At 48.2% G+C, this 23,500-nt stretch carries 19 protein-coding genes; 12 read left to right on the top strand and 7 right to left on the bottom strand.

Annotation, left to right across the window (positions count from 1 at the left end; translation table 11 throughout):
- The first annotated feature begins 35 nt into the window (after positions 1–35).
- The 4 genes from BBR47_RS20915 (at position 36) to BBR47_RS20900 (ending at position 3,674) form a co-directional block, all read left to right on the top strand.
- A complete protein-coding gene (locus BBR47_RS20915) occupies positions 36–1,133 on the top strand; it encodes a bifunctional 3-deoxy-7-phosphoheptulonate synthase/chorismate mutase (protein ID WP_015892412.1) in 1,098 nt (365 codons plus the stop codon).
- Positions 1,134–1,260: 127 nt separating this feature from the next.
- Entirely contained in the window at positions 1,261–1,569 is a 309-nt protein-coding gene (locus BBR47_RS20910; protein ID WP_007720961.1) for a metal-sensitive transcriptional regulator, read from the top strand.
- 117 nt (positions 1,570–1,686) lie between these two features.
- Positions 1,687–2,697, top strand: coding sequence for a catabolite control protein A (gene ccpA, locus BBR47_RS20905; RefSeq protein WP_015892411.1), 1,011 nt, complete (start codon positions 1,687–1,689; stop codon positions 2,695–2,697).
- A 44-nt stretch (positions 2,698–2,741) separates the two neighbouring features.
- A complete protein-coding gene (locus BBR47_RS20900) occupies positions 2,742–3,674 on the top strand; it encodes a 5'-methylthioadenosine/adenosylhomocysteine nucleosidase (RefSeq protein ID WP_015892410.1) in 933 nt (310 codons plus the stop codon).
- Between the two features lie 78 nt (positions 3,675–3,752).
- Here BBR47_RS20900 and BBR47_RS20895 read toward each other — a convergent pair whose 3' ends face one another.
- From BBR47_RS20895 to BBR47_RS20880, 4 genes are all read right to left on the bottom strand, one after another.
- Positions 3,753–4,910, bottom strand: a complete 1,158-nt coding sequence (locus tag BBR47_RS20895) for an acetoin utilization protein AcuC (RefSeq protein ID WP_015892409.1) — start codon at positions 4,908–4,910, stop codon at positions 3,753–3,755.
- Positions 4,907–5,551, bottom strand: coding sequence for a CBS and ACT domain-containing protein (locus BBR47_RS20890; RefSeq protein WP_015892408.1), 645 nt, complete (start codon positions 5,549–5,551; stop codon positions 4,907–4,909). Before BBR47_RS20890 ends, BBR47_RS20895 begins: the two co-directional genes overlap by 4 nt.
- Before the next feature lie 34 nt (positions 5,552–5,585).
- Positions 5,586–6,218, bottom strand: coding sequence for a hypothetical protein (locus BBR47_RS20885; RefSeq protein ID WP_015892407.1), 633 nt, complete (start codon positions 6,216–6,218; stop codon positions 5,586–5,588).
- A gap of 71 nt (positions 6,219–6,289) precedes the next feature.
- Positions 6,290–9,430, bottom strand: a complete 3,141-nt coding sequence (locus BBR47_RS20880; RefSeq protein ID WP_015892406.1) for a penicillin-binding protein 1A — start codon at positions 9,428–9,430, stop codon at positions 6,290–6,292.
- A gap of 304 nt (positions 9,431–9,734) precedes the next feature.
- Here BBR47_RS20880 and BBR47_RS32025 point away from each other — a divergent pair, with 304 nt between their 5' ends.
- Positions 9,735–9,908: a GrpB family protein gene (locus BBR47_RS32025; RefSeq protein WP_081437259.1), complete on the top strand. Its 174-nt coding sequence runs from the start codon at positions 9,735–9,737 to the stop codon at positions 9,906–9,908.
- A 54-nt stretch (positions 9,909–9,962) separates the two neighbouring features.
- Here BBR47_RS32025 and rpsD read toward each other — a convergent pair whose 3' ends face one another.
- Together rpsD and BBR47_RS20865 are read right to left on the bottom strand one after the other, a co-directional pair.
- The gene (gene rpsD / locus BBR47_RS20870) at positions 9,963–10,562 is read right to left on the bottom strand and encodes a 30S ribosomal protein S4 (RefSeq protein WP_015892403.1); all 600 of its coding nucleotides are present in this window, start codon (positions 10,560–10,562) and stop codon (positions 9,963–9,965) included.
- A gap of 292 nt (positions 10,563–10,854) precedes the next feature.
- The gene (locus BBR47_RS20865) at positions 10,855–13,143 is read right to left on the bottom strand and encodes an S-layer homology domain-containing protein (protein ID WP_015892402.1); all 2,289 of its coding nucleotides are present in this window, start codon (positions 13,141–13,143) and stop codon (positions 10,855–10,857) included.
- Between the two features lie 230 nt (positions 13,144–13,373).
- Here BBR47_RS20865 and BBR47_RS20860 point away from each other — a divergent pair, with 230 nt between their 5' ends.
- From BBR47_RS20860 to BBR47_RS20825, 7 genes are all read left to right on the top strand, one after another.
- Positions 13,374–13,955 (top strand): histidine phosphatase family protein, encoded by a 582-nt coding sequence (locus BBR47_RS20860; protein ID WP_016742108.1) that lies wholly within the window; start codon positions 13,374–13,376, stop codon positions 13,953–13,955.
- 38 nt (positions 13,956–13,993) lie between these two features.
- Positions 13,994–16,234: a sensor domain-containing diguanylate cyclase gene (locus BBR47_RS20855; protein ID WP_015892400.1), complete on the top strand. Its 2,241-nt coding sequence runs from the start codon at positions 13,994–13,996 to the stop codon at positions 16,232–16,234.
- Between the two features lie 66 nt (positions 16,235–16,300).
- The gene (locus tag BBR47_RS20850) at positions 16,301–17,299 is read left to right on the top strand and encodes an MBL fold metallo-hydrolase (protein ID WP_015892399.1); all 999 of its coding nucleotides are present in this window, start codon (positions 16,301–16,303) and stop codon (positions 17,297–17,299) included.
- Between the two features lie 126 nt (positions 17,300–17,425).
- Entirely contained in the window at positions 17,426–18,334 is a 909-nt protein-coding gene (locus BBR47_RS20845) for a DUF6612 family protein (RefSeq protein ID WP_015892398.1), read from the top strand.
- Positions 18,335–18,591: 257 nt separating this feature from the next.
- On the top strand, positions 18,592–19,194 hold the full coding sequence (refZ, locus tag BBR47_RS20835; RefSeq protein ID WP_015892396.1) for a forespore capture DNA-binding protein RefZ: 603 nt from the start codon (positions 18,592–18,594) through the stop codon (positions 19,192–19,194).
- 47 nt (positions 19,195–19,241) lie between these two features.
- On the top strand, positions 19,242–21,704 hold the full coding sequence (locus BBR47_RS20830; protein ID WP_041749551.1) for a septation ring formation regulator EzrA: 2,463 nt from the start codon (positions 19,242–19,244) through the stop codon (positions 21,702–21,704).
- 5 nt (positions 21,705–21,709) lie between these two features.
- Entirely contained in the window at positions 21,710–21,910 is a 201-nt protein-coding gene (locus BBR47_RS20825; RefSeq protein WP_016742115.1) for a hypothetical protein, read from the top strand.
- A 239-nt stretch (positions 21,911–22,149) separates the two neighbouring features.
- Here the strand turns inward: BBR47_RS20825 and BBR47_RS20820 are convergent, their stop codons facing one another.
- A complete protein-coding gene (locus BBR47_RS20820; protein WP_015892394.1) occupies positions 22,150–23,451 on the bottom strand; it encodes an NAD(P)/FAD-dependent oxidoreductase in 1,302 nt (433 codons plus the stop codon).
- Positions 23,452–23,500 lie beyond the last annotated feature (49 nt).

Raw genomic sequence — 23,500 nt, 5'->3', positions numbered from 1 at the left:
TAAATCCCCATATAAAAAGAGGAGAGTGGAGAGAGATGGCACACGATCAAATCGAAACCATGCGCAAGCAGATAGACGAGATCAACCTGCAAATTCTTGAATTGATCAACAAACGAGCTACCTTGGTTCAAGAGCTCGGCAAAGAAAAAGAAAAACAGGGCAGCAACCGTTTTGACCCAGAACGTGAGCGCCAAATGCTCAATCTGCTCGTGGAAAACAATAAAGGTCCTTTCAATGACAATGCTATTCGTCATTTGTTCAAGCAAATATTCCAAGTTTCCTTAGATCTGCAAGACGACGATAAGAAAAAAGTACTCCTCGTTAGCCGTAAGAAAAAGGCAGAGGATACGGTTATCACGGTAAAAGGCGTAGAGTTCGGAGGAAAAAATCCGATTCTGATCGCAGGTCCTTGCTCCGTGGAAAGCTACGAGCAAGTAAGAGCCGTAGCAGAAAACCACGCAAAACGCGGACTGCGCACATTGCGCGGCGGTGCGTACAAGCCTCGTACCTCGCCATACGACTTCCAAGGTCTGGGTGAAGAAGGCTTGCAAATTCTCAAACGCATCGGGGATGAATTCAACCTCGTAACGATCAGTGAAATCGTGACGCCAGCAGATCTAGAGATGGCGACAAAATACATCGATGTTATCCAAATCGGTGCTCGCAATATGCAAAACTTCGAGCTGCTGAAGGCGGCAGGTCGTGTGAACAAGCCGATCCTCTTGAAGCGTGGCCTCTCCGCTACGATTGAAGAGTTCATCTACGCGGCAGAGTACATCCTGTCCGAAGGGAACTCACAAGTCATGCTGTGCGAGCGTGGAATTCGCACGTATGAAAAAGCGACACGCAATACGCTCGATATTTCTGCGGTACCACTCCTCAAGCAAGAGACGCACTTGCCAGTGTTTGTCGACGTGACGCACTCTACAGGTCGTCGTGATCTGCTCTTGCCTTGCGCGAAAGCAGGCTTCGCAGTCGGTTCTGACGGAATCATGGTAGAGGTTCACCCAGATCCAGATGTGGCACTGTCTGATGCGAAGCAACAGTTGAACATTCCACAGTTCAACGAGTTCGTTGATGAACTGCTTGCTTCTGGCCTGTACAAAGACGAGAATGTGGCAACGAGAGTATAAGAATACCTTTTCGGGTACGTTTTGAAGGTCCTTCCTGCGCGCGGGAGGACCTTTCTCATTTGACGAACCATTGGCGACCAAGTAAGCTAGAATTACGTGCTGATATTGGTGAAGGAGGATAGGCCATATGGAAGACAACCATCAATGCTGCTCGACGGATCGGTCCACTGAAAGGCCGGATAAAATCAAGTCTAATCTCATCTCCCGTCTGAATCGGGTAGAGGGACAAGTTCGTGGAATTCGTGGAATGGTAGAAAAGGATGTCTACTGCGACGACATTCTCAATCAAATTGCAGCGGTGCAGTCTGCACTGAATGCGGTTGGGAAAATGCTCCTCGAAGGACATATGAAAAGCTGTGTGATGGATCGCATTCAGCAAGGCGATCATGAAGTGATTGATGAGCTATTGAAAACGATGAACAAACTCATGAAGTAACGGGTGCACAAGCCGTCAAAAACGATTGCAACGGCATACGGCTTGTCGTATCATAGGTGCATATATTTATGAAAACGCTTATGAAAACCAAAAAATAGGGAAAAGTGAGGGTGCATGATGCCGGTTACTATATACGACGTAGCAAGAGAAGCGGGGGTGTCGATGGCGACAGTTTCCCGTGTAGTCAACGGGAATCCCAACGTAAAGCCTTTGACCCGAAAAAAGGTATTGGCTGCGATTGAGCGCTTGGGATATCGACCAAATGCGGTTGCTCGTGGACTCGCCAGCAAAAAAACGACAACAGTTGGTGTCATCATCCCGGATATCTCCAGTTTGTTTTTCTCCGAATTAGCGCGGGGGATTGAAGATATCGCTACCATGTACAAATACAATATCATTCTGTGTAACTCTGACCAACGGATGGAAAAGGAATTGCAGCTCATTAATACTTTGCTCGAAAAGCAAGTGGACGGGCTTCTGTTCCTGGGGGCAGAAATCAAAGAAGATCATTTGCAGGCATTAACAAGCACGTCTGTACCGACTGTACTCGCTGCGACTCGCGATGCGGACAACGTACTCCCGTCGGTAAGCATTGACCATTTCCAAGCTGCATATGATGCAACGGAGGCATTGGTTGCACGCGGGCACAAGCGCATTGCAATGATCGCGGGTCCTGCAAACGATCCATTGGCAGGGTTGATGCGCTATGAAGGCTATAAAAAGGCGTTGAAGGATGCGGGCATCGAGCTGGATGAAGAGCTGATTGCCACAGGCAACTACTTTTATGAATCGGGCTTGTCCACTACAAAAGGGTTTCTTGCCCTTAAAAATCCGCCGACGGCGATTTTCGCAGCGAATGATGAGATGGCTATTGGCGCAATCCACGCCATACAAGACTCTGGCTTGAACGTGCCAGGTGACATCGAAGTGATTGGTCACGATAATATTCGTCTGGTTGAAATGGTGCGTCCGCGACTGACTTCTGTCGTACAGCCCATGTATGATATTGGTGCGGTGGCGATGCGCCTGTTGACCAAGTACATGAATAACGAGAACGTCGAAGAACATGTCGTGCTGCTGCCGCATCGAATTGAGTATCGGGAGAGCACAAAACCCGAGCAAGCTTGATCGAAACGGAACGTTGGTAATTGACAGCAAGAGGGGGATGGGAAATGCGTTACGGAATTATCGGTGCGATGGATGAAGAAATCGCGCTTTACTTGGAAGCGATGCAAGAGACGACTACTGCCACCAAAGCAGGCATTACCTATTACACAGGTAAAATGGAAGGCAAGGATGTCGTGCTGTGCAAATCAGGTGTCGGCAAGGTGAATGCTGCCGTGACGACACAAATCCTCATTGATTCATTCCAAGTGGAACGTGTCATTTTCACAGGTGTGGCAGGAGCTGTTCACCCTGAATTAAATATTGGTGACATTGTGGTTTCGACGGATTGCATCCAACATGATATTGATGTGACACCACTTGGCTTTGAGCCAGGACAGATTCCGTTTACAGAGCAATGGACCTGGCAAGCGGATGCTGGGCTGATGCAGCAAGCGATCGATGCGGGCAAGGAGCTGGAAGCGGGAGTTCAAGTAGTGAGCGGTCGTATCCTGTCTGGTGACCAGTTTGTTGCCAGTCGGGAAAAGGTTCAATGGCTGTATGAGCAATTTGCAGCACACTGTACCGAAATGGAAGGGGCATCTGTAGGACAAGTATGTGCGATGAATGGCGTGCCGTTTGTCGTGGTTCGCTCGATGTCGGATAAAGCAGACGGCTCCGCGCATGTAAACTTCGTGGAATTTACCAAGCTGGCATCCCAGCGCTCCTACGCGATTGTCCGTAACATGCTGACAGCTACACGAGCAGCGATAGCTGCGGGAGTGATTGTCTACTCGACGAAAAACTGTGTGGATTGTGACATGGTTAAGAACTGGCTGACAGTAAAAGATGTTTCCTTTGAAGTACGCGATGTCATGACGAGTCGTGCCTATCAAGAGGAAGTAGAGCGCTTTGGCTTCATGGGTGTGCCTGTAACAGTCGTAGGCGATAAAGCGGTAAAAGGCTTTGCACCGTCTGAGCTGGAAGAGCTAGTGAAATAAGAGTTTGGAATAGAAAAAGCGTGCTGACCAGTACCCAAAGGTACGAGGGCAGCACGCTTTTTTTCGGTAGAGGTTTTCTTACTTCTCTGATCCAGTAGGTGCGTGCAGCATCGCACGTTCTAACGTAAGCCGATTTTTTTCCGTGATCTCTGCTCGTCGTGGGATTGTTGGAAATGGTTCGTCAAAAAGCCGTGGTGGCAAGGGTAAATCTGTCTCAGGTTGCCAGCGCTTGAGCCAGGCTTCGGGAAGAGAACCGTCCGTAAGAGGCTGGTCGCTCATCTCACTCCATACCAGTGTCCACGCCCGCGGCACCACCCGCCAAATATCGTAGCCCCCGCCGCCTACTGCAATCCAGCGACCGTCACAATATTCATGAGCGAGACGGTGAGCAAGACGAGGAATCGCTTGATAAATTTTCATCGAGCAAGACAAATGGGTGAGGGGATCGTACGCATGAGCGTCACAACCATTCTGGGTCAGGATGACATCAGGCTTGAAGCCAGCCGCTAGGTTTGACACCAGCTCGTCATATACTTCCAGAAAAGAATCGTCTTCTGTAAAGGCATCGAGCGGAACGTTGACAGAATAACCATAACCGCTTCCATCTCCACGCTCAGACAAATTGCCTGTTCCCGGGAAGAGATACTTTCCTGTTTCGTGAATGGATACAGTCAGTACATGAGGGTCATCGTAAAACGCCCATTGTACCCCATCACCATGATGGGCATCAGTGTCGATATACAGCACGCGCGCATTCCAGTTTTTTCGCAAATAGGCGATCGCGACGGAGCAATCATTGTAGATACAAAAGCCAGAGGCGCGTCCACGAAAGGCATGGTGCAGCCCGCCGGCGGGATTGAAGGCGTGTTTGGCCTGTCCACTCATAACCGCGTCCACTGCATTTAACGTACCTCCGACGATCAGCGAGGACGCTTCATGCATGTTCGAAAAACAGGGAACGTCCTCTGTTCCCAAGCCATAACTGGCAGCCTGCGGAAGCTCGTGTTCACTATGGCCCTGATCGCGAACAAATTGGATATAGCGTGGGTCATGCACCAGGGCGAGTTCTTCATCTGTTGCTGGTCGGGGTGCCAGGATATCTGCGTCTTTCAGTATTCCGTAACTGCTCATCAGATCGTGTGTGAGGAGCAGACGACGCTGGTTGAACGGATGATCATCATGAAAATAATATTGCGTGTAGTCTGGAGAGTAGATCAGACGAGCATTTCGGCTCACTGGGGTATCCCTCCTTCCGTAGGACCGATTACGGAAAAGCCTTTTTCAAGGAGCAATTGCGTCACGATACGCGGATCAATGGTCTGTACCCGAAAAACAAGGTTCTTTTTCGCGGGCTTTTTCCCGGGAAAGACTACGACGCTCGTGACATTTACTTGTGCATCGCGAAAGACTTGACTGACTTCTGCCAGCATGCCGACGCGGTCGTCTACTTCTACTTCGATATGGGAGCTAGGTTTGTTAACGCCGAACAGTTCAATCAGACTAGAGAAAAGATCCGATTCCGTAATCAATCCTACGAGTCGATTTCCTTCGACGATGGGTAGTGAGCCGATTTTGTGCTCGTATAGTTGGAGGGCTGCGTCTTCGATGAAATCCAGTGGGTGGGCAGTGATGACTTGTTGATTCATGATATCGGCTACAGGCTTGTGCAGGACGGTGTCGTCATCGTCATGTGTCAGCAGACGAGAGGGGAGAGCGTCTCGCAGATCACGGTCTGAGACAATGCCTACGAGTGAGTCGTTTTCAATGACAGGCAAATGCCTGATTCTGTTTGCACGGAGGAGAAGAAGGGCTTCTCCGATTGTAGTGGATGGCTGGATCGTGACCATTTTTTTTCGCATAATCTCTTCAATACGCATAAGAGTGACCTCCTGGAATCAAAAGGCATCCAAACTAGTAAAGAAAACGATTTTGAAACCGCATAGCATCAAAGGCAACGACTGTTTCTGGCGGTACACGCTTGCCGATTTTGGTCATGAGACAGTTGGCGGGATGTGAGCATATTTCCGGGTCGTCAGTCGCCATCCAGCTCAGGCCTGCGCTGCCCATGACCTTTTCCATGACCTTTCTGTATTGCCATACATCGAGTCCTGTTCCTTTCAGGTCCCAATGCCAATAATACTCCGTTGTAATAATGACGTAGTCTTCCATGGCATCGTCCAGGAAGGCAACTTCTAGCAGCTTTTTGCCTACGCCACCCGCTCTCACTTTATGACTGATTTCAATCGCGCCCAGCTCCAGCAAATCGGGCAGTTGCGCTTGTGACCATCGCTCCAGTGGATCGGGGTGCAGAAAGGTCACGTAGCCGAGGACGAGGTCTCCTTCGCGTGCAATAATAATGCGCCCTTCAGGCAAATCAGCGATTTCGATGAGAGCTTCATGCTGCTGTTCAGGGATACGAAAAGCTTTCAGTCCCTCATCAAAGCGTAATGAGGCCAGATAACTTCCTGTAATCGGTCCTTCGACGAGCAGCTCCTTGTTGTTCACCATTAAACTCAATGAATGATAGCGTTTGACGTGCTCCATCAGTTCCCCCCCTTACGATTGTAGAAAAACAGAGATGGCGTCTAACCATCTCTGTCAGTTGTCATTCCAGTTTATTCTGAGGTGTTGGCAGTTACGATGTTAGAATGTGGCGATTCTCCGTAACTGTTGACTGCGGTAATGTAATAGTTGCTGCCATTTGGTACTTCTGCTGCGTGAGTAAAGCTTGTACTAGAGACTGTACCGAGTAGCAAATAGCCGCTTGCTGAGTCTGGGCTAAAATACACGTTGTACATCTGCTCAGACGAGCTGCTTCCTTTCCACTTTAGCTGCCAACCGTTAGGCGTATTTTTGATAGACAAGGATTTCGGGGCAGCAGGTAGTGAAGCAGAATCTGTGTTTGTATTCGTGCCTCCTGATCCATCTGTTGGGTCCGTCGCAGTTCCGCCTGGATCTGTTTGGCCATTCCCGTTATTGTCCATCGGATTCGGGATGCCTGTTTCCGTACCTTGATTTGGATCAGGCAATTGCCATGTCTGCGTTGAACCGACAGAAGCGATTGCGGAAGGCTGCGATTCATGGCCAGCGATATCCACAGAAGTGACATAATAGCCTAAATCCCGATGGATTGCAGTCGTATCGGCAAAAGTCAATTCCGCTGGATCTTTTACAGTCGCTACTTTGACAAAGCCGTTCTGCATATCAGCGCGGTAGATGCGATAACCGACCAAGTCAGGCTCTTTGGCTGATTGCCACGAAAGTGTAATTTGCTTGCCTGAGCCTGTAGCTGTTACACCACTTGGCGAAGATGGCGCTCCTCCTGCCTCTGTGCGAGGATCTTCTTTGTCAGGAAGGCGCTGCTCCCAATCTGGTGGTTGGGTGGAGACCCTACTGTTTTTCGCTTGAATTTGCTCCTTGGTAGGAAGTGGATCAGGTGAGCGGTAGAAGACGCCTTCGGTAACAAAATCCTCAGGTGTTCCTTCCTTCGCCAAATATCGTTCGCCATTATACGTAATCACGCGTGCTTTTTGGTGGGTATCGTCCACCTTCTTCGGAACGAACTTGCTGTTGAATATATCAGTGATCAAATGGCCAGCTTCTTTTGATAGCTCACTTGGCAAAAGACCTGATTTCGAGTCAACAGTCGCGCTGACAATTCCCGCCGGCTTTTTAAAGCTGGAGTCAGGAGCTGAAAGGTTCGGATGCTTTGCTATGACGTCCTTCATGACCTTACCCCATACGACCATCGGAACATATTTGTCTGCGTCTGGCATTGGATATGGCTCGTCAAAGCCAACCCATACCCCCATGGACAGCTCTGGCGTGTAACCGACGAAATAGAGGTCGTTGCTGTTGTTCGTTGTTCCGGTTTTACCTGCCACATCGACTTTGCGCGGCACGTATTTGCGGATGTGTGTACCAGTACCGTTATTGACAACGGAACGCATCATATCAGTGATCAAGTATGCTGTTTGCTCGCTGTACACTTGCACTGGTTTAGTCTCATGGCGGTAAATTACTTTTCCGGTGCTATCTTCGATTCGGTCAATCAGATAGGCATCCACGAAAGAACCATGATTTGCGAACGTCCCATAGGCGTTTGTAATTTCCTCAACAGTTGTTCCGTAGGTAAGACCGCCAATTACACCAGTAGCTGCATAGTTGTCAGCATCTACCAATGTAGTGATTCCCATTTTCTTTACGTATTCGAGAGCCGTTGGAATGCCAACTTTCAAATACGTCTTGATCGCCGGAATGTTCCAGGACATCCGCAACGCTTCGCGGGCACTCATCATCCCTTGCCATTTGTTGTTCCAGTTCTTTGGTAAATGGGAACCGTTTTGGCCGTCAGCGAGTAGCACCGGAGCGTCATCGATTGGAGACGCTGGCTGGAGCAATCCCAGTTCAAAAGCAGGAGCATAAGCGGCAAGTGGTTTCATGGCAGAACCTGGCTGACGAGGTACAGTGGCGTGGTTTGTCTGTTCCACCGTGAAGTCCCGTCCCCCGATCATGCCGAGGATGGCTCCTGTTTTGTTGTGAATCAGCATTGCGCCGACTTCTTCCAGAGCATTTTCGATTTTTTCTGTTTTGCCGTTAGAGCGGCGAATCGTATAGGTACGATTCTTACCGAAGTTTTTCGGGTCGGTTGCAACAGCCTGCATGATGTCATATACGCTCTTGTCGATCGTGGTATGTATCTTGTACCCTTTTCGCAGTATGTCGCGACGTTTCTCTTCAACCAGCTGTCGGTATTCGTTGCGGCCGATGGTTGATTTGTCACGTCCTTTTTCCAAGAGGTCTGCATCCACAAGTTGACGTGCGGCACGATCTTCAATTTCCATCATCAAGAAAGGTACTTCTCGATAAGCTTGCTGCGTCGGTTTTGCTAGCTGTGCCTTCAAATCACCGGCGATAGCTCCATCGTATTGAGTTTGTGTGATGTAGCCATTTTCCAGCATGCGATCCAGCACCATTTTTTGGCGTTCCTTCCCGCGCTGATAGCTTTCTGCACGGAATGGAGAGTAGGCACCTGGGTTTTGAATCATGCCCGCAAGATAGGAGCCCTCAGCAAGCCCGAGCTCTTTTACATCTTTGCCAAAAATCCCTTTCGCGGCAGCCTGAACGCCGTATACGTTTGATCCGTTGGCGTTTTTTCCGAAGTAAATTTCATTCATGTAGGCTTCCAGAATCTGATCTTTGGAAAACATCCGCTCGATTCGAATCGCGGTAAAGATTTCACGTGCCTTACGGGTGTGGCTAACTTCAGCAGAAAGAATTGTATTTTTTACAAGCTGCTGCGTAATCGTACTACCACCTGTTACGACAGGCTGGTTGGTAATTTCCTGAATGGCTCCGCGCATGGTAGATTGAAGCGAAACTCCGGAGTGGTGATAGTAGGTTTTGTCTTCCGTTGCGATGATGGCATTAATTAAATAGGGAGAAACATCTGCTTTCTTCACTAAACGTCGATCGCCTTCTTCGGCCCGCAATTGGCCGATCAGAGAGCCGTCGTTGTAGTAGGCGAATCCAGTCAGATAGTTGGTGAAGATTTTATTCTCCAGTTCCTCCTTGCTGCGCACAGGCTCGTCCTTCACGAGTGCGGCAACATAACCTGTCACGATTCCTCCCGCGACTGCAGCACCCATTAGCCCTAGCACGAAGACGATTTGGAAGATGATCCAGAACATTCTACTGCGGCTTCTGCGTCGCTTTTTCTTCGTCGGTTCAGAGGAAGATGTGTGGTTATTCGACATAATCTACGACCCCCTAGCATACCCCCTGATTATACCATAGGAGGAACCTAGAGGATAGAAAATGCGTAGGAGATAGCAAAATGTGTCAAAAATCGTTGAATGCTGTCAACGACATGTGATTGATTGCGTTTCACAGGCATTGTTAAGCTTACAGAGTGGGATCAGACAATAGATTTCAGAGGAGGAGACAAATGAATATAGACGAGCCGATTCATCTCGAAGGCTGTATTTTCGCAAAAGAGGTCAGCGCTCCTTTCATGCTCATGTCGTCTCTTATAAGGGAGCTCTGTAGAATGACAATCTCATCCTGCGAAGTTATTTGCGGGCACATAAAGAAGAGGCCTTTCGTTACGGGGAGTTCAAGAAGCAGATTGTGCAAAAAGGGGCACTAACCCTGTTGGACTATTCCAATCAGAAAAATGAATTCGTCCGAGAGGTGTTGGCGCGGGTGAAAGCGTGGCAAAAAGCAAATACATAAAAAAAGAGCAGGCCGACAAGCGGCACTACTCTTTTTCTTTTTATCCTCAGACGATTAACGGCTGTAGAACTCAACGATCAGAACTTCGTTGATTTCAGCAGGCATTTCTTCACGGTCTGGCAGACGAGTGAAGGTACCTTCAGCAGCAGCATCGTTGAATGTAACGTAGTTCGGCAGGAAAGTGCGACCTTCCAGAGCGTCCTTGATCAGTTGCAGACCACGGGACTTTTCACGAATGGAGATTACATCACCCGGTTGTACGCGGTAGGATGGGATGTTTACTTTTTTGCCGTTTACCAGGAAGTGACCATGGTTTACCAACTGACGAGCAGCTGGGCGAGTTGGAGCAAAGCCCATGCGGTATACCAGGTTGTCCAGACGGGATTCCAGCAATTTCATGAAGTTTTCGCCCACTACGCCAGCCATTTTGCTAGCATTGTCGAAAGTGCGGCGGAATTGTTTTTCGTTAAGGCCAAACATGTGGCGCAGTTTTTGCTTTTCTTGCAACTGGATTCCGTACTCGCTCAGTTTACGACGGTTGTTGTGACCGTGTTGACCTGGAGGGAAGTTGCGTTTGATGTCTTTTCCTGTACCATCGAGGGAAATACCCAGACGGCGAGCCAGTTTGTGGCGAGGTCCTGTGTAACGTGACATGTTTTCATTCTCCTTTAATATGGATTCGCAGGTGTTTACTTCCGGCAGGTTAGTTCCTACTTTATCTACACGAACTTCGGACGGTAGCGTTTCCGCATCGTGCTCCTCACAGATGATCAGCCGCAGTCTGTAAAGGGAGGGAACTAAGAGGGTACATCCTTCCGTTTTTACCTACAATCAATGCTACCCTGTACACATACATTCAATAATACTAGGCGCGATATAGTAAAGTCAAGGGAAAAGAAGCGCGCCATCCGCCGCAAGAAGTGGGATGGATGGCGCTTTTTGGGTGTTATTTTCGCAACAAAGTAACCAGTCCGTCTTGCGTATCCCGTTTTTCGAGGAAACGGGTAAAGGTAATGGCTGCATCGGCACGAGGGACGATGCTTTGCGGCTGGAATTTCTGCTTATCGGTCGGCACAATACCGAGGGTAGTCGCGATCACGATCGAACCGCGGTACTTGGAATTGGCAATGTCTGAGAGCTCAGACTGGAACATGCCAGGGAAGTCCGTCAGTTTTTTGTAACCGAGTGCACGAACAATCATATCAGCGAGCTCTTCCCGTGTAATCGTCTCATTTGGGTTCAGCTTGGAAGCATTTTTATCGAGAAGTCCGCGATCAACAGCACCTTCTACGGCTGAGAAGAAGCGTGAACCATTTGCCACATCGCTGTAGGTGGCCTTTCGTTCCAAAGAGTACTGTGGATAGTGTCTGCCTTGGTTGAGACTGATCATGAGCATCTCAATCATTTCACCACGTGTGATCGGTTTTTGCGGCATAATATTACCGTTTTCAAGTGTTAGTGCGTCGTATTCATACATCAGCGAGAGTTCCTTCTCTGCTGGATGCCCCTTCAAATCGGCAGGAGCGGGACGATGCAGCACAAGCGTTTTGCCAGTAGAGCTGGAGCTCCACTCGCCTGTTACAGCGTCTAGATAATACGGCTGCTCAAATGGCGTAATGGTCGCCCGATAAACGATCTTGGCGGTTCGTTTCGGTGTGTAGGAAGGCTGCTCTTTTACGCGTTTGGCATCCTCAGGAATAAGAGGGACAAGGGCGTATACTGCCTCCGCTTTTGTCTCGGTCCACCACTTCTCGCTCGCTTCGGCAGCAGGCAGGTGCTTGGGAACTTGTGTCGGGTATGTTTCGCTGCCCAATTCAGTACTGTAACTCATTAGCTCGCCCGTTTCTGTGTCAAACGTGAAGAAGGCAGAGCCGCTAGCTGCTGCTATTCCATTGATAAAACGCTCAAATCGGATCTGCGTCCGCTCGGAATCAACGGGTTGGTATTTGACTTCCTCTTCAAAACGCTCTGTCCAGTAAAGCTGGTGGGCCATGGTTGGCGCCAATTCGCGTATCGTTTCCATCGCTTTTGCCTTGAATTTTTCCATGTCTGGTTTTTTAGAAGCGGTTGTTTTTTCTTTATGGTTGCGGAAGTCCTTGTTCAACCGGTAGATGTCCCCAGTTACAGCATCCACAGAAACATACGCAAACCCTTCTTCGCTGTTGCCTTTTTCGCCGAATTCGAGATCCCAGACAGGACGATTGCCACGGTAGTCTTTTTCATTGTAATTGGCAGAACGAAGCTCGTAGTTGGACAGCTTCAACGCTTTCAGCGCCCATTGTACAGCCTCCTCTTGGGAGAGCGGTTGTCCGCTGCGGCGTGCAGGAAGGACTTTGCTGCTTACAGGCTCAGGATCCTTCGCTGGTTGATACCGGGTCAACGATTGTGTCAATGCTTTGCCAGTCTCCGCATCAATGTAGAATGGGAAGGGATTTATATACCCGAGAGATGGCTTGTTATTTTGTGTCTCCATCTGCTCCCACGGCAACAGGTAAACTGGTTTTGGATTCGCTTGTTTTTTAAAAAGTTTCTCGGCTTCCTCTTCTGAGATTTGTGTATCCGTATCCGCGAAGGTCACGTCGTTCCAGGACAGAGAATAGTTGATCACTTTGCCGGAAGCATCTACGGTGATATCCGCGCCGTTGTCGGGAAAGAGAATGCCGTCCACATCACGAACAAAGCGGAAATTATAGTAAACTTCCGAGTTCAGCGGAGTTTTTGGTTCTGGCATATCGCGTGTATACAGTCTTGTTTCCGCTGCTTTTCCTGCATTGTTTTTCTCGAAAAAGTGCTTCGCCCGCTCTTGCGCCTCCGTATAGGAAATTCGCTTTGCATAGGGAAGCGAGGATGCTTCCTGCTCTTGACGTGAGTAGGAAGTTAGCTCGCCTGTATTAGCGTGGATGCTGACGCTATAGGATAGAAGGACTCTGCCGTTTTCTGGATCCTTCTTCACCCAACTAAACGACCATTCAGGAAATGAGCGCCAGCTATCTGCTGAACGAAATGACACATTTTGCACCGTCATTCCAGCGGTAGGCACAATTTTTGTAGCGAGTGCCAAGGCCGCTTCCTTGGAGAGCTTTGCTTTGGCTTGTGCCACAGAGTCTGCTTGTGCCACAGTAGTCGCCATTTTACTGGTACTCACATGAGGTGATTGTGCATGCGCTTGTGCGACAGGCAGCAAAAGACTGGCAGATAAAACAAATGAGCTAGATCGAATGATCCACGGTTTCATAGGAACCCCTCCAACGATGTCATATTCTTCTTATCACCTCTGACGAGGGGAATTGAAAGTTCGTTTCAGTTCAAACCCACGAAAAAATAGTCCTGGGTATTTGCAGAAAGAAATGAAATATAGGAATTTTGTACCAAATGTTTTTTTATCAATCTAGAATTGTGAACAGGCATCTTATATAATAAGAAATACTATCCAAAGAATACAGAACGGTAAGGAGATAAATCGTTTTGGAAACCATCATGTATCTCATTCGTCATGGAGAGACGGAGTGGAATCAGATTCGTCGTATACAAGGCCACAGTGACATCGCGTTAAACGAGCTCGGGGTACGTCAAGCCGAGCAAGTAGCAGACAGGTTGCGAGGCGAGAAGATTCACGCTTTTTATTCGAGTGATCTTAGTCGCGCGCGTGATACGGCTGCCAAGATTGCTGGTAACTTCCAATCCTCTGTTTCTACGCGGACAACCTTGCGGGAGCGCTGTTATGGGGAGTGGGAGGGGCTCACCTATGAAGAAATACGTGAGCGATTTGAGAATCAGGATGAAGCCTCCTGTGGAATTGAGACATTCGAAGACATGCAGCGTCGAGCTGTTGCTGCCATGACAGAAATAGCAGGGAGCCATCCGGGTGAGGCGATTGTCGTTGTCTCGCATGGCGGTCTCATTAATAGCTTCTTGCATTATGTGACGGTAGGAGAACAAGGAACAGGGATTACACGTATCGATAATACCGGTATTACCATATTTCGGTATGTAGATCGTAGGTGGGAACTTCTATCCGTTAATGATACAGACCATTTGAAAGCTTGAGAAAATGCTGAGAGAGGGAGTTTCTCGTGTCAAGTAAAATGTTGGGGAAGTTAGAGACAGTCTTTTCCTACACGGCCCATTTTATCTTACAATCTTGGCCGGAAAAGCGCCCAGGCATCCTTTTCTTGACAGATTCCGGGGGCCGTGTAATCAACTTCATGGAAATGCAGGTTGGTCCATCTCAGAATTCTCAAGGGCTTACCCTGCAACACGATGTATCGATTGGCAAAGTCTTTGATTTTATTGTAGAGGCACTTTCCTCCAAAGAGATCGTAGTCAAAACGAGCAGTGAAACGAACAACGTGTGTGGAGCCTTTCCTTTGTGTGAAGAAGATGGAAGGGTTCGAGCTGTCATAGGCATGTTAGTGCCCCAAGACCAAATTCATTTTGATTTGTCATCCTACATGCGCGGGTTAGAGCCGTTAATTCGCATGGGATATGATGCTTATATTCAACACGTAACAAGCCAGATTGTCATGGATTTGACGCTGCACGATACGACCAAAGAGCTGCTGCAAAGCTTGACGAGTCAGATCAGTGACATTATCCAAAAAGGCTGTTGTTCCGCCGTGAAGCTCGCGGACGACGCCACGTTGATTCCGCAGGAGAGCGTAACAACGCAGGAGGTCGAAGGTGGACAAACCCACATTGCCCAACTGGTTTCGAGATTCGGTACGACGCAAATCATGCCATCCATTTTGGATGACCACAGGCTTGTCGTCGTTCCTGTCTCCTTGAATCAAACTCCGCTCTACGCACTGTTTTTGCATCTGCCACCCGAAGAGACAGATTGCGTGTACGACGAACGGGATGTGGCTTTTTTGCAGGAAATAGGCGCGAAGGCAAGCTGTGCGCTTTGGCGTTCGATCATGTCGGACGACCTGCGTCGTGAAGCGAGCAAAAAAGACTTATTGTATCAGTTGATGTCAAAAATTCAGGCATCAATTGATGTAAATGATGTTTTGCATGAAATCGTGACGAGCATTCCCAGCCTTTACCCGTACTTGTCGGCAGAGCTTTTCCTGACGGTTGAACCCAATGCAACCACCCCGGTTAAACAGCTTTCTTTTCAAGAAGTAGAGCCGTCTACCAGTACCAAGGCCTATTTAGAAGGACGTCTCATTGCCGAAGAAGTGGGAGAAGGGGAACAACAGGTGACGGTGATCGCAGCGCCACTCTTGGGCAAGCAAGGCATCTACGGTGTTTTGCAAGTGACCTCCGATCAACGAATTACCTTGAATCAGCATGAAAAGGACTACATCTCGATCTTGGCGGATACGGCTGGCACTGCGTTTGAAAACGCACAACTCTATCAGCAATCGCGCAATTTAATTCGAGAATTGCGTTTGATTAATGAGATGGCACGCCAGTTGAACAGAAGTCTTGATTTAAAGGAAATTCTCGATTTTGTTACGACGATGATGCGGGCTACCTTTGATGCGGAGTTTTGTGCCATTTTGCGAAAAACGCCGGGAGAAGATTGCTTCCATGTGCTCTCTTCCTCCATACCAGCGTTCAACGGCAAGGTTATCGATTCGAAAGAAAAGCCATTTCAGCAAATCTTGCAAAACAAGCAGGCATTGTTGCTGGCTCAGCCAGGGGCAGGACCGCTCCCTTTTTCGCTCTTTTCGTGCTGTTCCTTCATGGGGGTTCCGCTCGTTGTCGAGGGTGAGATTAGTGGAGTCCTGTTAGTCGCAGATTCCCGTTATCATTTTTTTAGTTTTGACGACTACAAACTCCTCGAAATATTTGGTCAGCACGCGAGCTTGGCAATGACCAACGCCGTCCTGCATAATGAAATGGAACGTATGGTCATTACGGATAATTTGACAGGTCTGTACACGAGAAGACATTTGAATGAACGAGTAAGAGGATCCTTAGAAAAAGACAACTATGGCTCGTTGATCTTGATTGATATTGATTATTTTAAAACCGTGAATGATACATTTGGCCATCAGGTAGGGGACGAGGTGCTGATTCAGGTCTCCAATCTGATTCGACATAGCATTCGAGACAGTGATATCGCAGCAAGATGGGGCGGAGAGGAACTCGCTGTTTATTTGCCTCGTGTGGACAAAAACACCGCGCATTCTGTAGCAGAGCGCATACGGGAATGCGTCGAGCAGGAGACATCTCCACAGGTCACGATCTCGTGTGGACTAGCGAAATGGAGCAGGGAGATGGATGTAAACCTGAGTGTAGAAGCGCTGTTCCATCAAGCAGATATTGCTCTGTATGAAGCCAAAAATTCTGGTAGGAATCAAGTTGTTCTCGCCTAGAGCCAAAACAATGGCTCTTTTCTCTTTTCGGAAAAAAAGGCAATTAACTTGAGAGGTAGATAAAAAATGACAACGAACGATGGCAAGCAAAGGATCGCGACGCTGGTAGCGCCTGATATTTATTGTCTGGAGATACCCACACCTTTTGATGTCGGGGCAGTAAACGTCTACTTGCTAAAAGGGGAGCGCTTGACCTTAGTTGATGTGGGTCCATCGACAGATGATGCGTGGGCGGCCTTAACAAACGGCTTAGAATCAATTGGGGTAAGCGTGGAGGATATCGAGCAAGTCATACTGACGCATCATCATGTGGATCATTGCGGGCAGTTAGAAAAAGTACGCGAATTATCGGGAGCGAAGACATTTGCCCATCCGCAGGCAACGCCCTATGTACAGCAGGATGAGCAGTTTATGACTTTTCATGATCAATTTTTCGAAGAGCTGTACATCCAGAGCGGTGTACCAGAAAAAAAGATGGTCATTATCTCGAAATTCCACAAGCTGATGAAGACGTTTTCTGCGCCAAGCCAGATTGACTTTCATCTCAAACATGAGCAAAAGGTACCATACTTGGAGGACTGGCAGGTACTGTACACGCCGGGACACAGCCAAAGCCATCTGTCGTTGTATCGGGCAAAGGATCAAGTCATGATTGGTGGAGACCATATCATCAAGCGAATTTCATCCAATGCGTTTATTGAGCCACCCCGGAATCGCACGAGTACAAGACCACTGACTTTGATTCAATACCGCACAGCGCTGCAAATGTGTGCGGACATGGAGATCAAACAAGTCTTGAGTGGACACGGTGAACCGGTTTACAACCATCGAGAGCTCATACTCGCTCGATTGCAAAAGAACTGGGAGAGAACAGACACGCTCCGCAGGCTTCTTGCAGATGGCGAAAAGACAGCTTTTGAACTGAATGCTCTCTTATTTCCAGGCTTGTACCAAAAAGAATTGCCATTGACGTTATCCGAGACATTGGGACACATTGATTTGTTGATGATTCTCCATCAGATTGAAGTGAGAGAGCAGGATCGAGTCTTGTATTACCACCTGTAAAACGTGATTATGCAAGAGAGGCTTGCAAGTAGAATAAGCCTATTCCTCCCCGGAAACGCTAAAAGGGACTATTACCCTGGGCCCTTACATGAGGCTGACCAGGGTAGCCGAGGGAGGGTAGCATCTATGCAGAAGTATTGGCCCATTTGCGTGATGGCTCTAGTGTGCACTGTTGTTGTAGGTGGCTGTAATCAAATGCGTGTGAAGCAGGATGCGAATACAACGTTTGAGCAAGTCCGGGACAAGTTCGATGCGCAGAAATCGTATGCGTTCTACGGGCAAACCAAGCTGCTGACGGCGAACAGTGCCAATGCGAACATGGTTAACTTTTCGGGCAGAAAAGACGGAGAGGCTGTTTACATGAACGTGAAGCTCTCTGTACCAGAGGAAAACAGAGTGGATGACTTATCCTTGCTCAGCCATGGTGACAAGCTGTATACCAAGGATGGACAAAACGAAGGCTGGAACCATGTCTCAGGGGATAGCCCGGCCCTGCATCAAGAAATGAACAACTGGAACCCCGTCGCTTCGTTTCAGCAAATCGACGGTATGAAACGAAACGTCCGGATGCTGCCTGATGAGAATCCAAAGGACGATTTTGAAGCGCTTGGAGTTGTATTGGATTCTGCCAAACTAAAAAGCTGGCTTGTTGCTCAAATGCAAGAACAAACAAAGTCGGGAGCAAAAGTCCAATCGATAGCAGGGCGAGAGAAACCCTACATACCGAAGCTAAAGCTAGCGATGTCACTCTCAGAAGGAAATTGGAGAGGGGCGCCTGCCCATCATTCTGGACCCACGATTCAGTCCAAGAAAAAGGTGGACGTAAATGAGCTCGTGAACCAGATGGAAGTGGAGGCAGAGTACACGATTCACTACAACAAAAAAACGATGCTCCCCACGAACATGACGATGTCCATTCGATCTGCGTACGATTTGAACGATCAGCGTGTAAAAGAGCATACGCAAGTAGAAACGTATTTGCAGCAATACGGAACAGTAGCCCCCATCACAGTTCCAGAGGAAAAAAGCAAATAGGGAGTAAGAGTAATTAAGTGAGACGTTCCTCTTGCAAAACAGACAGGAGCGTCTTTTTTTTTGTCAGGGAAAATTGAGTAAATGAGGTAACGTCCTCGATGCTTTTTACGTACTTCTTATGTGGAAGAAAATCTATGCGGTAGCGGTATTTTTCGATGGAATCAGCATGATGAGAAGGAATCATGGAAAACATTGTCGAACATACAACAAGACTATCTTTTTTCGTCGAATAATCTGTACAATGGGAAAGATGCCTGATGGATCAGACGAAAATGCGTATTTTATCCGCAGCAGCGAAGCTTTTTGATGTTCATGGCTACAAAGGAACCTCCGTAAGACAAATTGCCTCTGTTGCTCAAGTAAATTCCGCGCTGATTTCCTATCACTTTGAAGGGAAGCAAGGAGTCCTGGAGACGCTGATTGCTTCTTACTTTGAGACGTTGTTTCGCCTTTTGGAAGAACTGGAAAACGAGCAGGACAACATCCCTGCCTATCAACGATTGGAACAAGTTGTGCAGCTATATTTGCAATTTCAATGTGAGCATGCGCCTATCACGCGGTTGATTCACCGTGAGCTGAGCGTGGAATCCATGCTTGCTCGTGAAGTGATGACGCTATATATGAGCCGATGGAAGCACGGGCTTTCACGTGTGATCGAGGGCGGTGTCGTCTCGGGTGAGTTTTTGCCCGTCTCTATTGATCGTACAGTACTGGCTATGACGAGTCAGATGATATATCCATTTTTGCAACCACAAATGGTTCGCCAGGTCTATGATCTGGAGCCATCTTCCGAGGAGTTCGTCCAATGGCTGCAAACCTCGATTATGTGTTATCTGCGAGGTTCTTTGCTGCCTGCTTAGGCGTGGCCTCTCCCAATGAATGATTCTAGTAAGGGGATGTATGACAAGTGAAACGAAAACTATTCATGCTCTGTTTGGCAGGCATGTTGTTATATACGAATCCGGTTTATGCAACACCGTTTCCAGATAAAAAAGATGAAGTTGTTCAGGACGCTGACAACTATTTGAAAAAAGAAGACAGAACCGCCTTTGCAAATTCATTGAACGGCCTACCAGGCAGCTACAAAGTCGTGGTAGTGGAAAGCACCGCACCAGAAGCTGAATCTCCAGATATGTATGCACAAAAGCTGTTTGACAATTACAATTTGGCCGATGATGCACTAATGATCGTACTTGACATGAACACCGAGCAGCTGGGGATTTATGCCGGTCCTTCTTTGCAGGAAAAAGGTGCGACGCTGACATTACTGCATGAAAAGATCGCGTCTTTTTATGACGCATTTCGTACACAAAAGCAGTATTTGACCGGTATACAAACTGTAATCGCGGAAGTAAACAGGGAGCTAAGCCGCATTGAAAACAAGCAAGCAACAGCAATACCGGATGCGACCGACGCTAGTAAGGCGCCAGAGAGCGAAAGCAGTAGCGCACTCGGAGGTATTCCGTGGTGGATTTATCTGGTTGGTGCGGTATTTGCCGGGTTATCGATTGGCTTGATATACGCGATGATCAGACGCCGTGCTATTTTTGCCCAAGTAGATGATGTAGAGGATTGGAAGGAAGAGCTCGTTGAGAAGATCAATGTCATCGAGGTGGAAAAACCGCTTCGCCGTTCCAGCGGCATGACAGAAGTACGTTACCACCACTTGGCAGACAAAAAAGAAAATCTGTTGCGCATTCGCATCCCTGATGTGGAAATGATGATTCTCGATGCGGAAGAGGCTTGTGATCGTTTCCGTTTTACGTTGGCACTTGGTATGTTGAATGAGGCGAGAGAGGCCATTACAAAAATTGAGGATGAGCTGGATGAGCTAAAAACAGACACATCCAAAGTGGCAGTTACCAAGCAAGAAAATAAGGTTGTTGTTCCTGAGATCGGAAAGCAAGTGGAGCAGATGGAACGACGTTTGTCCGATTTGCGTCTGGAGTACGGATTGTCTTTCCATGAATTGAAAGCATCGCTGGATGAAGTAGACACGATGCGAAAACTCGTGAAAACTGCGCGGGCAGCAGGGGACGACATTGCCGCCTACGAAACCACACAAAAAGCTCAGCAAGTACTGGAGCAGGTAGGACAAGCGATGGAGCTTATTCCAAAGCTTGTGCAACGCGTGAAAAAAGAATTGCCAGAAGAATTCAAGCATCTGGAAGAAGGAATTGAGCAGGCCGTTCGTGACGGCTTTGATTTAAAACAGGATTCCTTGGACAATGCCCTCTTGCAGGCGAAGCAATTGGTCATGTCAGCGAAGAGCTCTTTGGAAGAGGGCAGCCTGGAAATGGTGTTGACCCATGTCAAAGCGTTCGAAGTGCTCATTGATGCGACGTATCAAGCGATAGAAGATGGCGTTCTTGCACGTGATGAAGCTGCAGCCACGGTGTATGCAGAAGTTGAATTGGAACCGCAAGCAGAAGGAAATCAAGGTAAAGATGAAACAGACTTTGTGCAGGAAGAAAAGAGTGCAGAAGTAGGCGCGGTGGAACAGGATGATTCGCTACAGCAAGTAGCTGCGACGCCCACGCCTGTGGAGCCGGAGATTCGTACACCGGAGCCGACTTTAGCTAGCGAGATCGAGCATTCTGCCAGCGAAGAAAATCCAGGAATAACAACTTCTTTCCAGCAGACGAAAGTGGAAGAAGAGCGAGCGGTGAGAGGAAGATCCTCAGAGCTGAGTGAAGCTGAACGTTCCGTGTTGTTGCAAGCAATTCCTCAGCTTTTCAACAAAAAAGCAAAAAAGCCGGCTCCAGAAGTCAAAGCTGAGGAACCTGTGTACGAAGAAGAAGAAGAAGAAGAGTACGAGTTGGTCATGCCGAAGAATCAGCCTGAACAGGAAGAGATGATTCCGGAAGAAGAAGAGCAAGCGTATTTGGTCATCGAAACGGAAGACGATGCGCTGGATGAACTGGAGCGCATTTCTAACACATTAGTCCGCGTTCGTCAGCAAATCAAGCGTAGCTACTTGCCAGGCATTCCGGATCAATTGAAATACATGTTTGAAGAAGTTGTACAAACGTTGGGCCGCGTGCAAACGATCATGGAACAGTACCGCTATGATCTGGAAGAGGTCGCCATGCTGGTCCAGGACGCGAGTGATTTGGTCGGCGAAACAGAGCGAATGGCAGAACGAATTATCGCAACTTGCCAGATGGCAGAGGGTGCCATCCAGTATACAAACCGGTATCGCCGCCAAAATCGTCAGGTCAATGAGTTGTTGACGAAGGCAGAGATATCATTTCGACAACTAGCTTTCGCAGAAGCGTATCAGCTTGCCGAGGAGGCCCGGCTGGTAATCGAAGGCGCACCAGCCGAAGATGACAACGGTTGGCTTCTCCGTCGTAAGAAAAAGGGTTGAGCCAGATGATGGTCTTTCCTCTCTTCTTACTGGCAGTTGGGATTCTCGTCATGGTACAGCCGCAGACAAAACGTTGGCAATCGCGGATGAACGCTCATTTTCAGGGAGACGAAAGGCGCGTTAAGCAGCGTGCCAACACGTTTTTTCTGTTGGGTCTAGGCTTTTTGCTCGCTGGATTTGCGTATTTGTTCCGCCTTGTCGGATAAACCGATCATCAATGATAAAGCACCTGCTATGAAAAGATGGATGTACCGTCTTTGGTAGCAGGTGCTTTTTGCTGGGTAAAAAAAAAGAAGCATCGCTCACGCAGGCGATGCCCCATCTAGGAAGATAAAGGGAGTAAGGTCTGTTAAACCAGCACATTACAACTAGGGGGGAGTAATGTGCTGATTTCTCTTTTCATGAAAAGAGAACCTGATTCATAGTTTCCCCATTCCCTGATCATCTAAACGTCATTCTCGTAAAAAAATTCAAATGCTTCCTGCGCACTATGCGTACCCGCAGAATAGCCAGACGAAAAGGCGATGGTGATGTTGTAGCCACCTGTATGGGCGTGGACGTCCATGACCTCTCCAGCGAAATACAACCCATCCATGAGCTTGGATCTCATCGAGCGTGGATCGATCTCTTTTACACTCACACCGCCACCTGTAATGAACGCTTCCTCAAGAGAGAGCGTCCCCGTAATGGTGAGTGGAAAAGCTTTGATCAAGTTCGTGAACTTGCTCCACTCTTGTTTCTTCATATGGCTGTAGGTTGTTTCATCCGAAATTCCTGCCAAGGAAAGCAAGAGTGGAATAATCCGTTCGGGGAGGAAGCCTTTTATTGCATTTTTTACTGCCTTTTTTGGCTGCTCCTCAATCAGCTGCCAGCTTTCCGCCGTGATTTCCTCGGCCGTTTTGTCAGGCATGAGATCGATCGTCAGAGATAGAGGAACCGCTCCGTATTTTCGTTGCGACACAGAGACATAATGTCCCATGCGCAGGGAGGCGGGTCCTGATATTCCGAAATGAGTGAAGATCATATCGCCTTCCTGTGTATTGATCTTTTTCCCATTTGGCGCATACAACGTCATCGTGATGTCACGCAGCGACAGACCCTGGATCGATTTATCGCGAATAAAAGAGTCATTGGCTGTAAGCGGTACTTCAGTAGGATACAGCTCTGTGATCGTGTGCCCGGCTGCTTTTGCCCACGCATAGCCATCGCCTGTAGAGCCTGTCTGTGGTACAGAACAACCCCCGACGGCAATAATCACACAAGGCGCGGTTATTTTCTCACCAGACTGGAGCATGATGCCACCGACTCTACCTTCCGAGTAGAGAACTTCCTTTACAGCGGCGTTTAAATGAATGCTGACACCTCTTTGCTTCAACAAATCAATCAACGCTTGGGCGACTGTCACTGCTTTATCTGTGACGGGAAACATACGGCCCCGATCCTCTTCTTTTAACGCGACACCCAACTCCTCAAAAAACTGGATAATCTCACGGTTGCCGAATTGGGTGAGAGCACTGTACATGAAGCGACCATTTCCCGGCATTTGTTTGATTAATTCATCTTGTTCCTTGGCATTGGTTACATTGCAACGACCGCCGCCCGATATGATGAGCTTGCGTCCGAGCTTCGAGCCTTTTTCCACGAGACAAACTCTTGCTCCTTGGCCAGAAGCAGCAATAGCAGACATCAGCCCAGAGGGGCCACCGCCTATGATAATAACGTCATACTTGTATTGTGATCGATTCATTTCATTCTCGTCCTTTGTTGTATAAGGTTGGGCAAACACCATTTTACCA

It is taken from the genome of Brevibacillus brevis NBRC 100599 (genome assembly GCF_000010165.1).
GTDB lineage: Bacteria > Bacillota > Bacilli > Brevibacillales > Brevibacillaceae > Brevibacillus > Brevibacillus brevis_D.
The sequence above is the reverse complement of the archived record's forward strand: the minus strand, read 5'-3'. Positions and strand labels throughout refer to the sequence as shown.

What these genes read in the sequence shown, in the direction of transcription:
- BBR47_RS20865 (WP_015892402.1), bottom strand. Translation starts at nt 13,143, where the DNA reads ATGAAACCGTGGATCATTCGATCTAGCTCATTTGTTTTATCTGCCAGT.
- BBR47_RS20915 (WP_015892412.1), top strand. Translation starts at nt 36, where the DNA reads ATGGCACACGATCAAATCGAAACCATGCGCAAGCAGATAGACGAGATC.
- BBR47_RS20900 (WP_015892410.1), top strand. Translation starts at nt 2,742, where the DNA reads ATGCGTTACGGAATTATCGGTGCGATGGATGAAGAAATCGCGCTTTAC.
- BBR47_RS20820 (WP_015892394.1), bottom strand. Translation starts at nt 23,451, where the DNA reads ATGAATCGATCACAATACAAGTATGACGTTATTATCATAGGCGGTGGC.
- rpsD (WP_015892403.1), bottom strand. Translation starts at nt 10,562, where the DNA reads ATGTCACGTTACACAGGACCTCGCCACAAACTGGCTCGCCGTCTGGGT.
- BBR47_RS20885 (WP_015892407.1), bottom strand. Translation starts at nt 6,218, where the DNA reads ATGGAGCACGTCAAACGCTATCATTCATTGAGTTTAATGGTGAACAAC.
- BBR47_RS20890 (WP_015892408.1), bottom strand. Translation starts at nt 5,551, where the DNA reads ATGCGTATTGAAGAGATTATGCGAAAAAAAATGGTCACGATCCAGCCA.
- BBR47_RS20825 (WP_016742115.1), top strand. Translation starts at nt 21,710, where the DNA reads ATGATGGTCTTTCCTCTCTTCTTACTGGCAGTTGGGATTCTCGTCATG.
- BBR47_RS20855 (WP_015892400.1), top strand. Translation starts at nt 13,994, where the DNA reads ATGTTGGGGAAGTTAGAGACAGTCTTTTCCTACACGGCCCATTTTATC.
- BBR47_RS20910 (WP_007720961.1), top strand. Translation starts at nt 1,261, where the DNA reads ATGGAAGACAACCATCAATGCTGCTCGACGGATCGGTCCACTGAAAGG.
- BBR47_RS20880 (WP_015892406.1), bottom strand. Translation starts at nt 9,430, where the DNA reads ATGTCGAATAACCACACATCTTCCTCTGAACCGACGAAGAAAAAGCGA.
- ccpA (WP_015892411.1), top strand. Translation starts at nt 1,687, where the DNA reads ATGCCGGTTACTATATACGACGTAGCAAGAGAAGCGGGGGTGTCGATG.
- BBR47_RS20850 (WP_015892399.1), top strand. Translation starts at nt 16,301, where the DNA reads ATGACAACGAACGATGGCAAGCAAAGGATCGCGACGCTGGTAGCGCCT.
- BBR47_RS20845 (WP_015892398.1), top strand. Translation starts at nt 17,426, where the DNA reads ATGCAGAAGTATTGGCCCATTTGCGTGATGGCTCTAGTGTGCACTGTT.
- refZ (WP_015892396.1), top strand. Translation starts at nt 18,592, where the DNA reads ATGGATCAGACGAAAATGCGTATTTTATCCGCAGCAGCGAAGCTTTTT.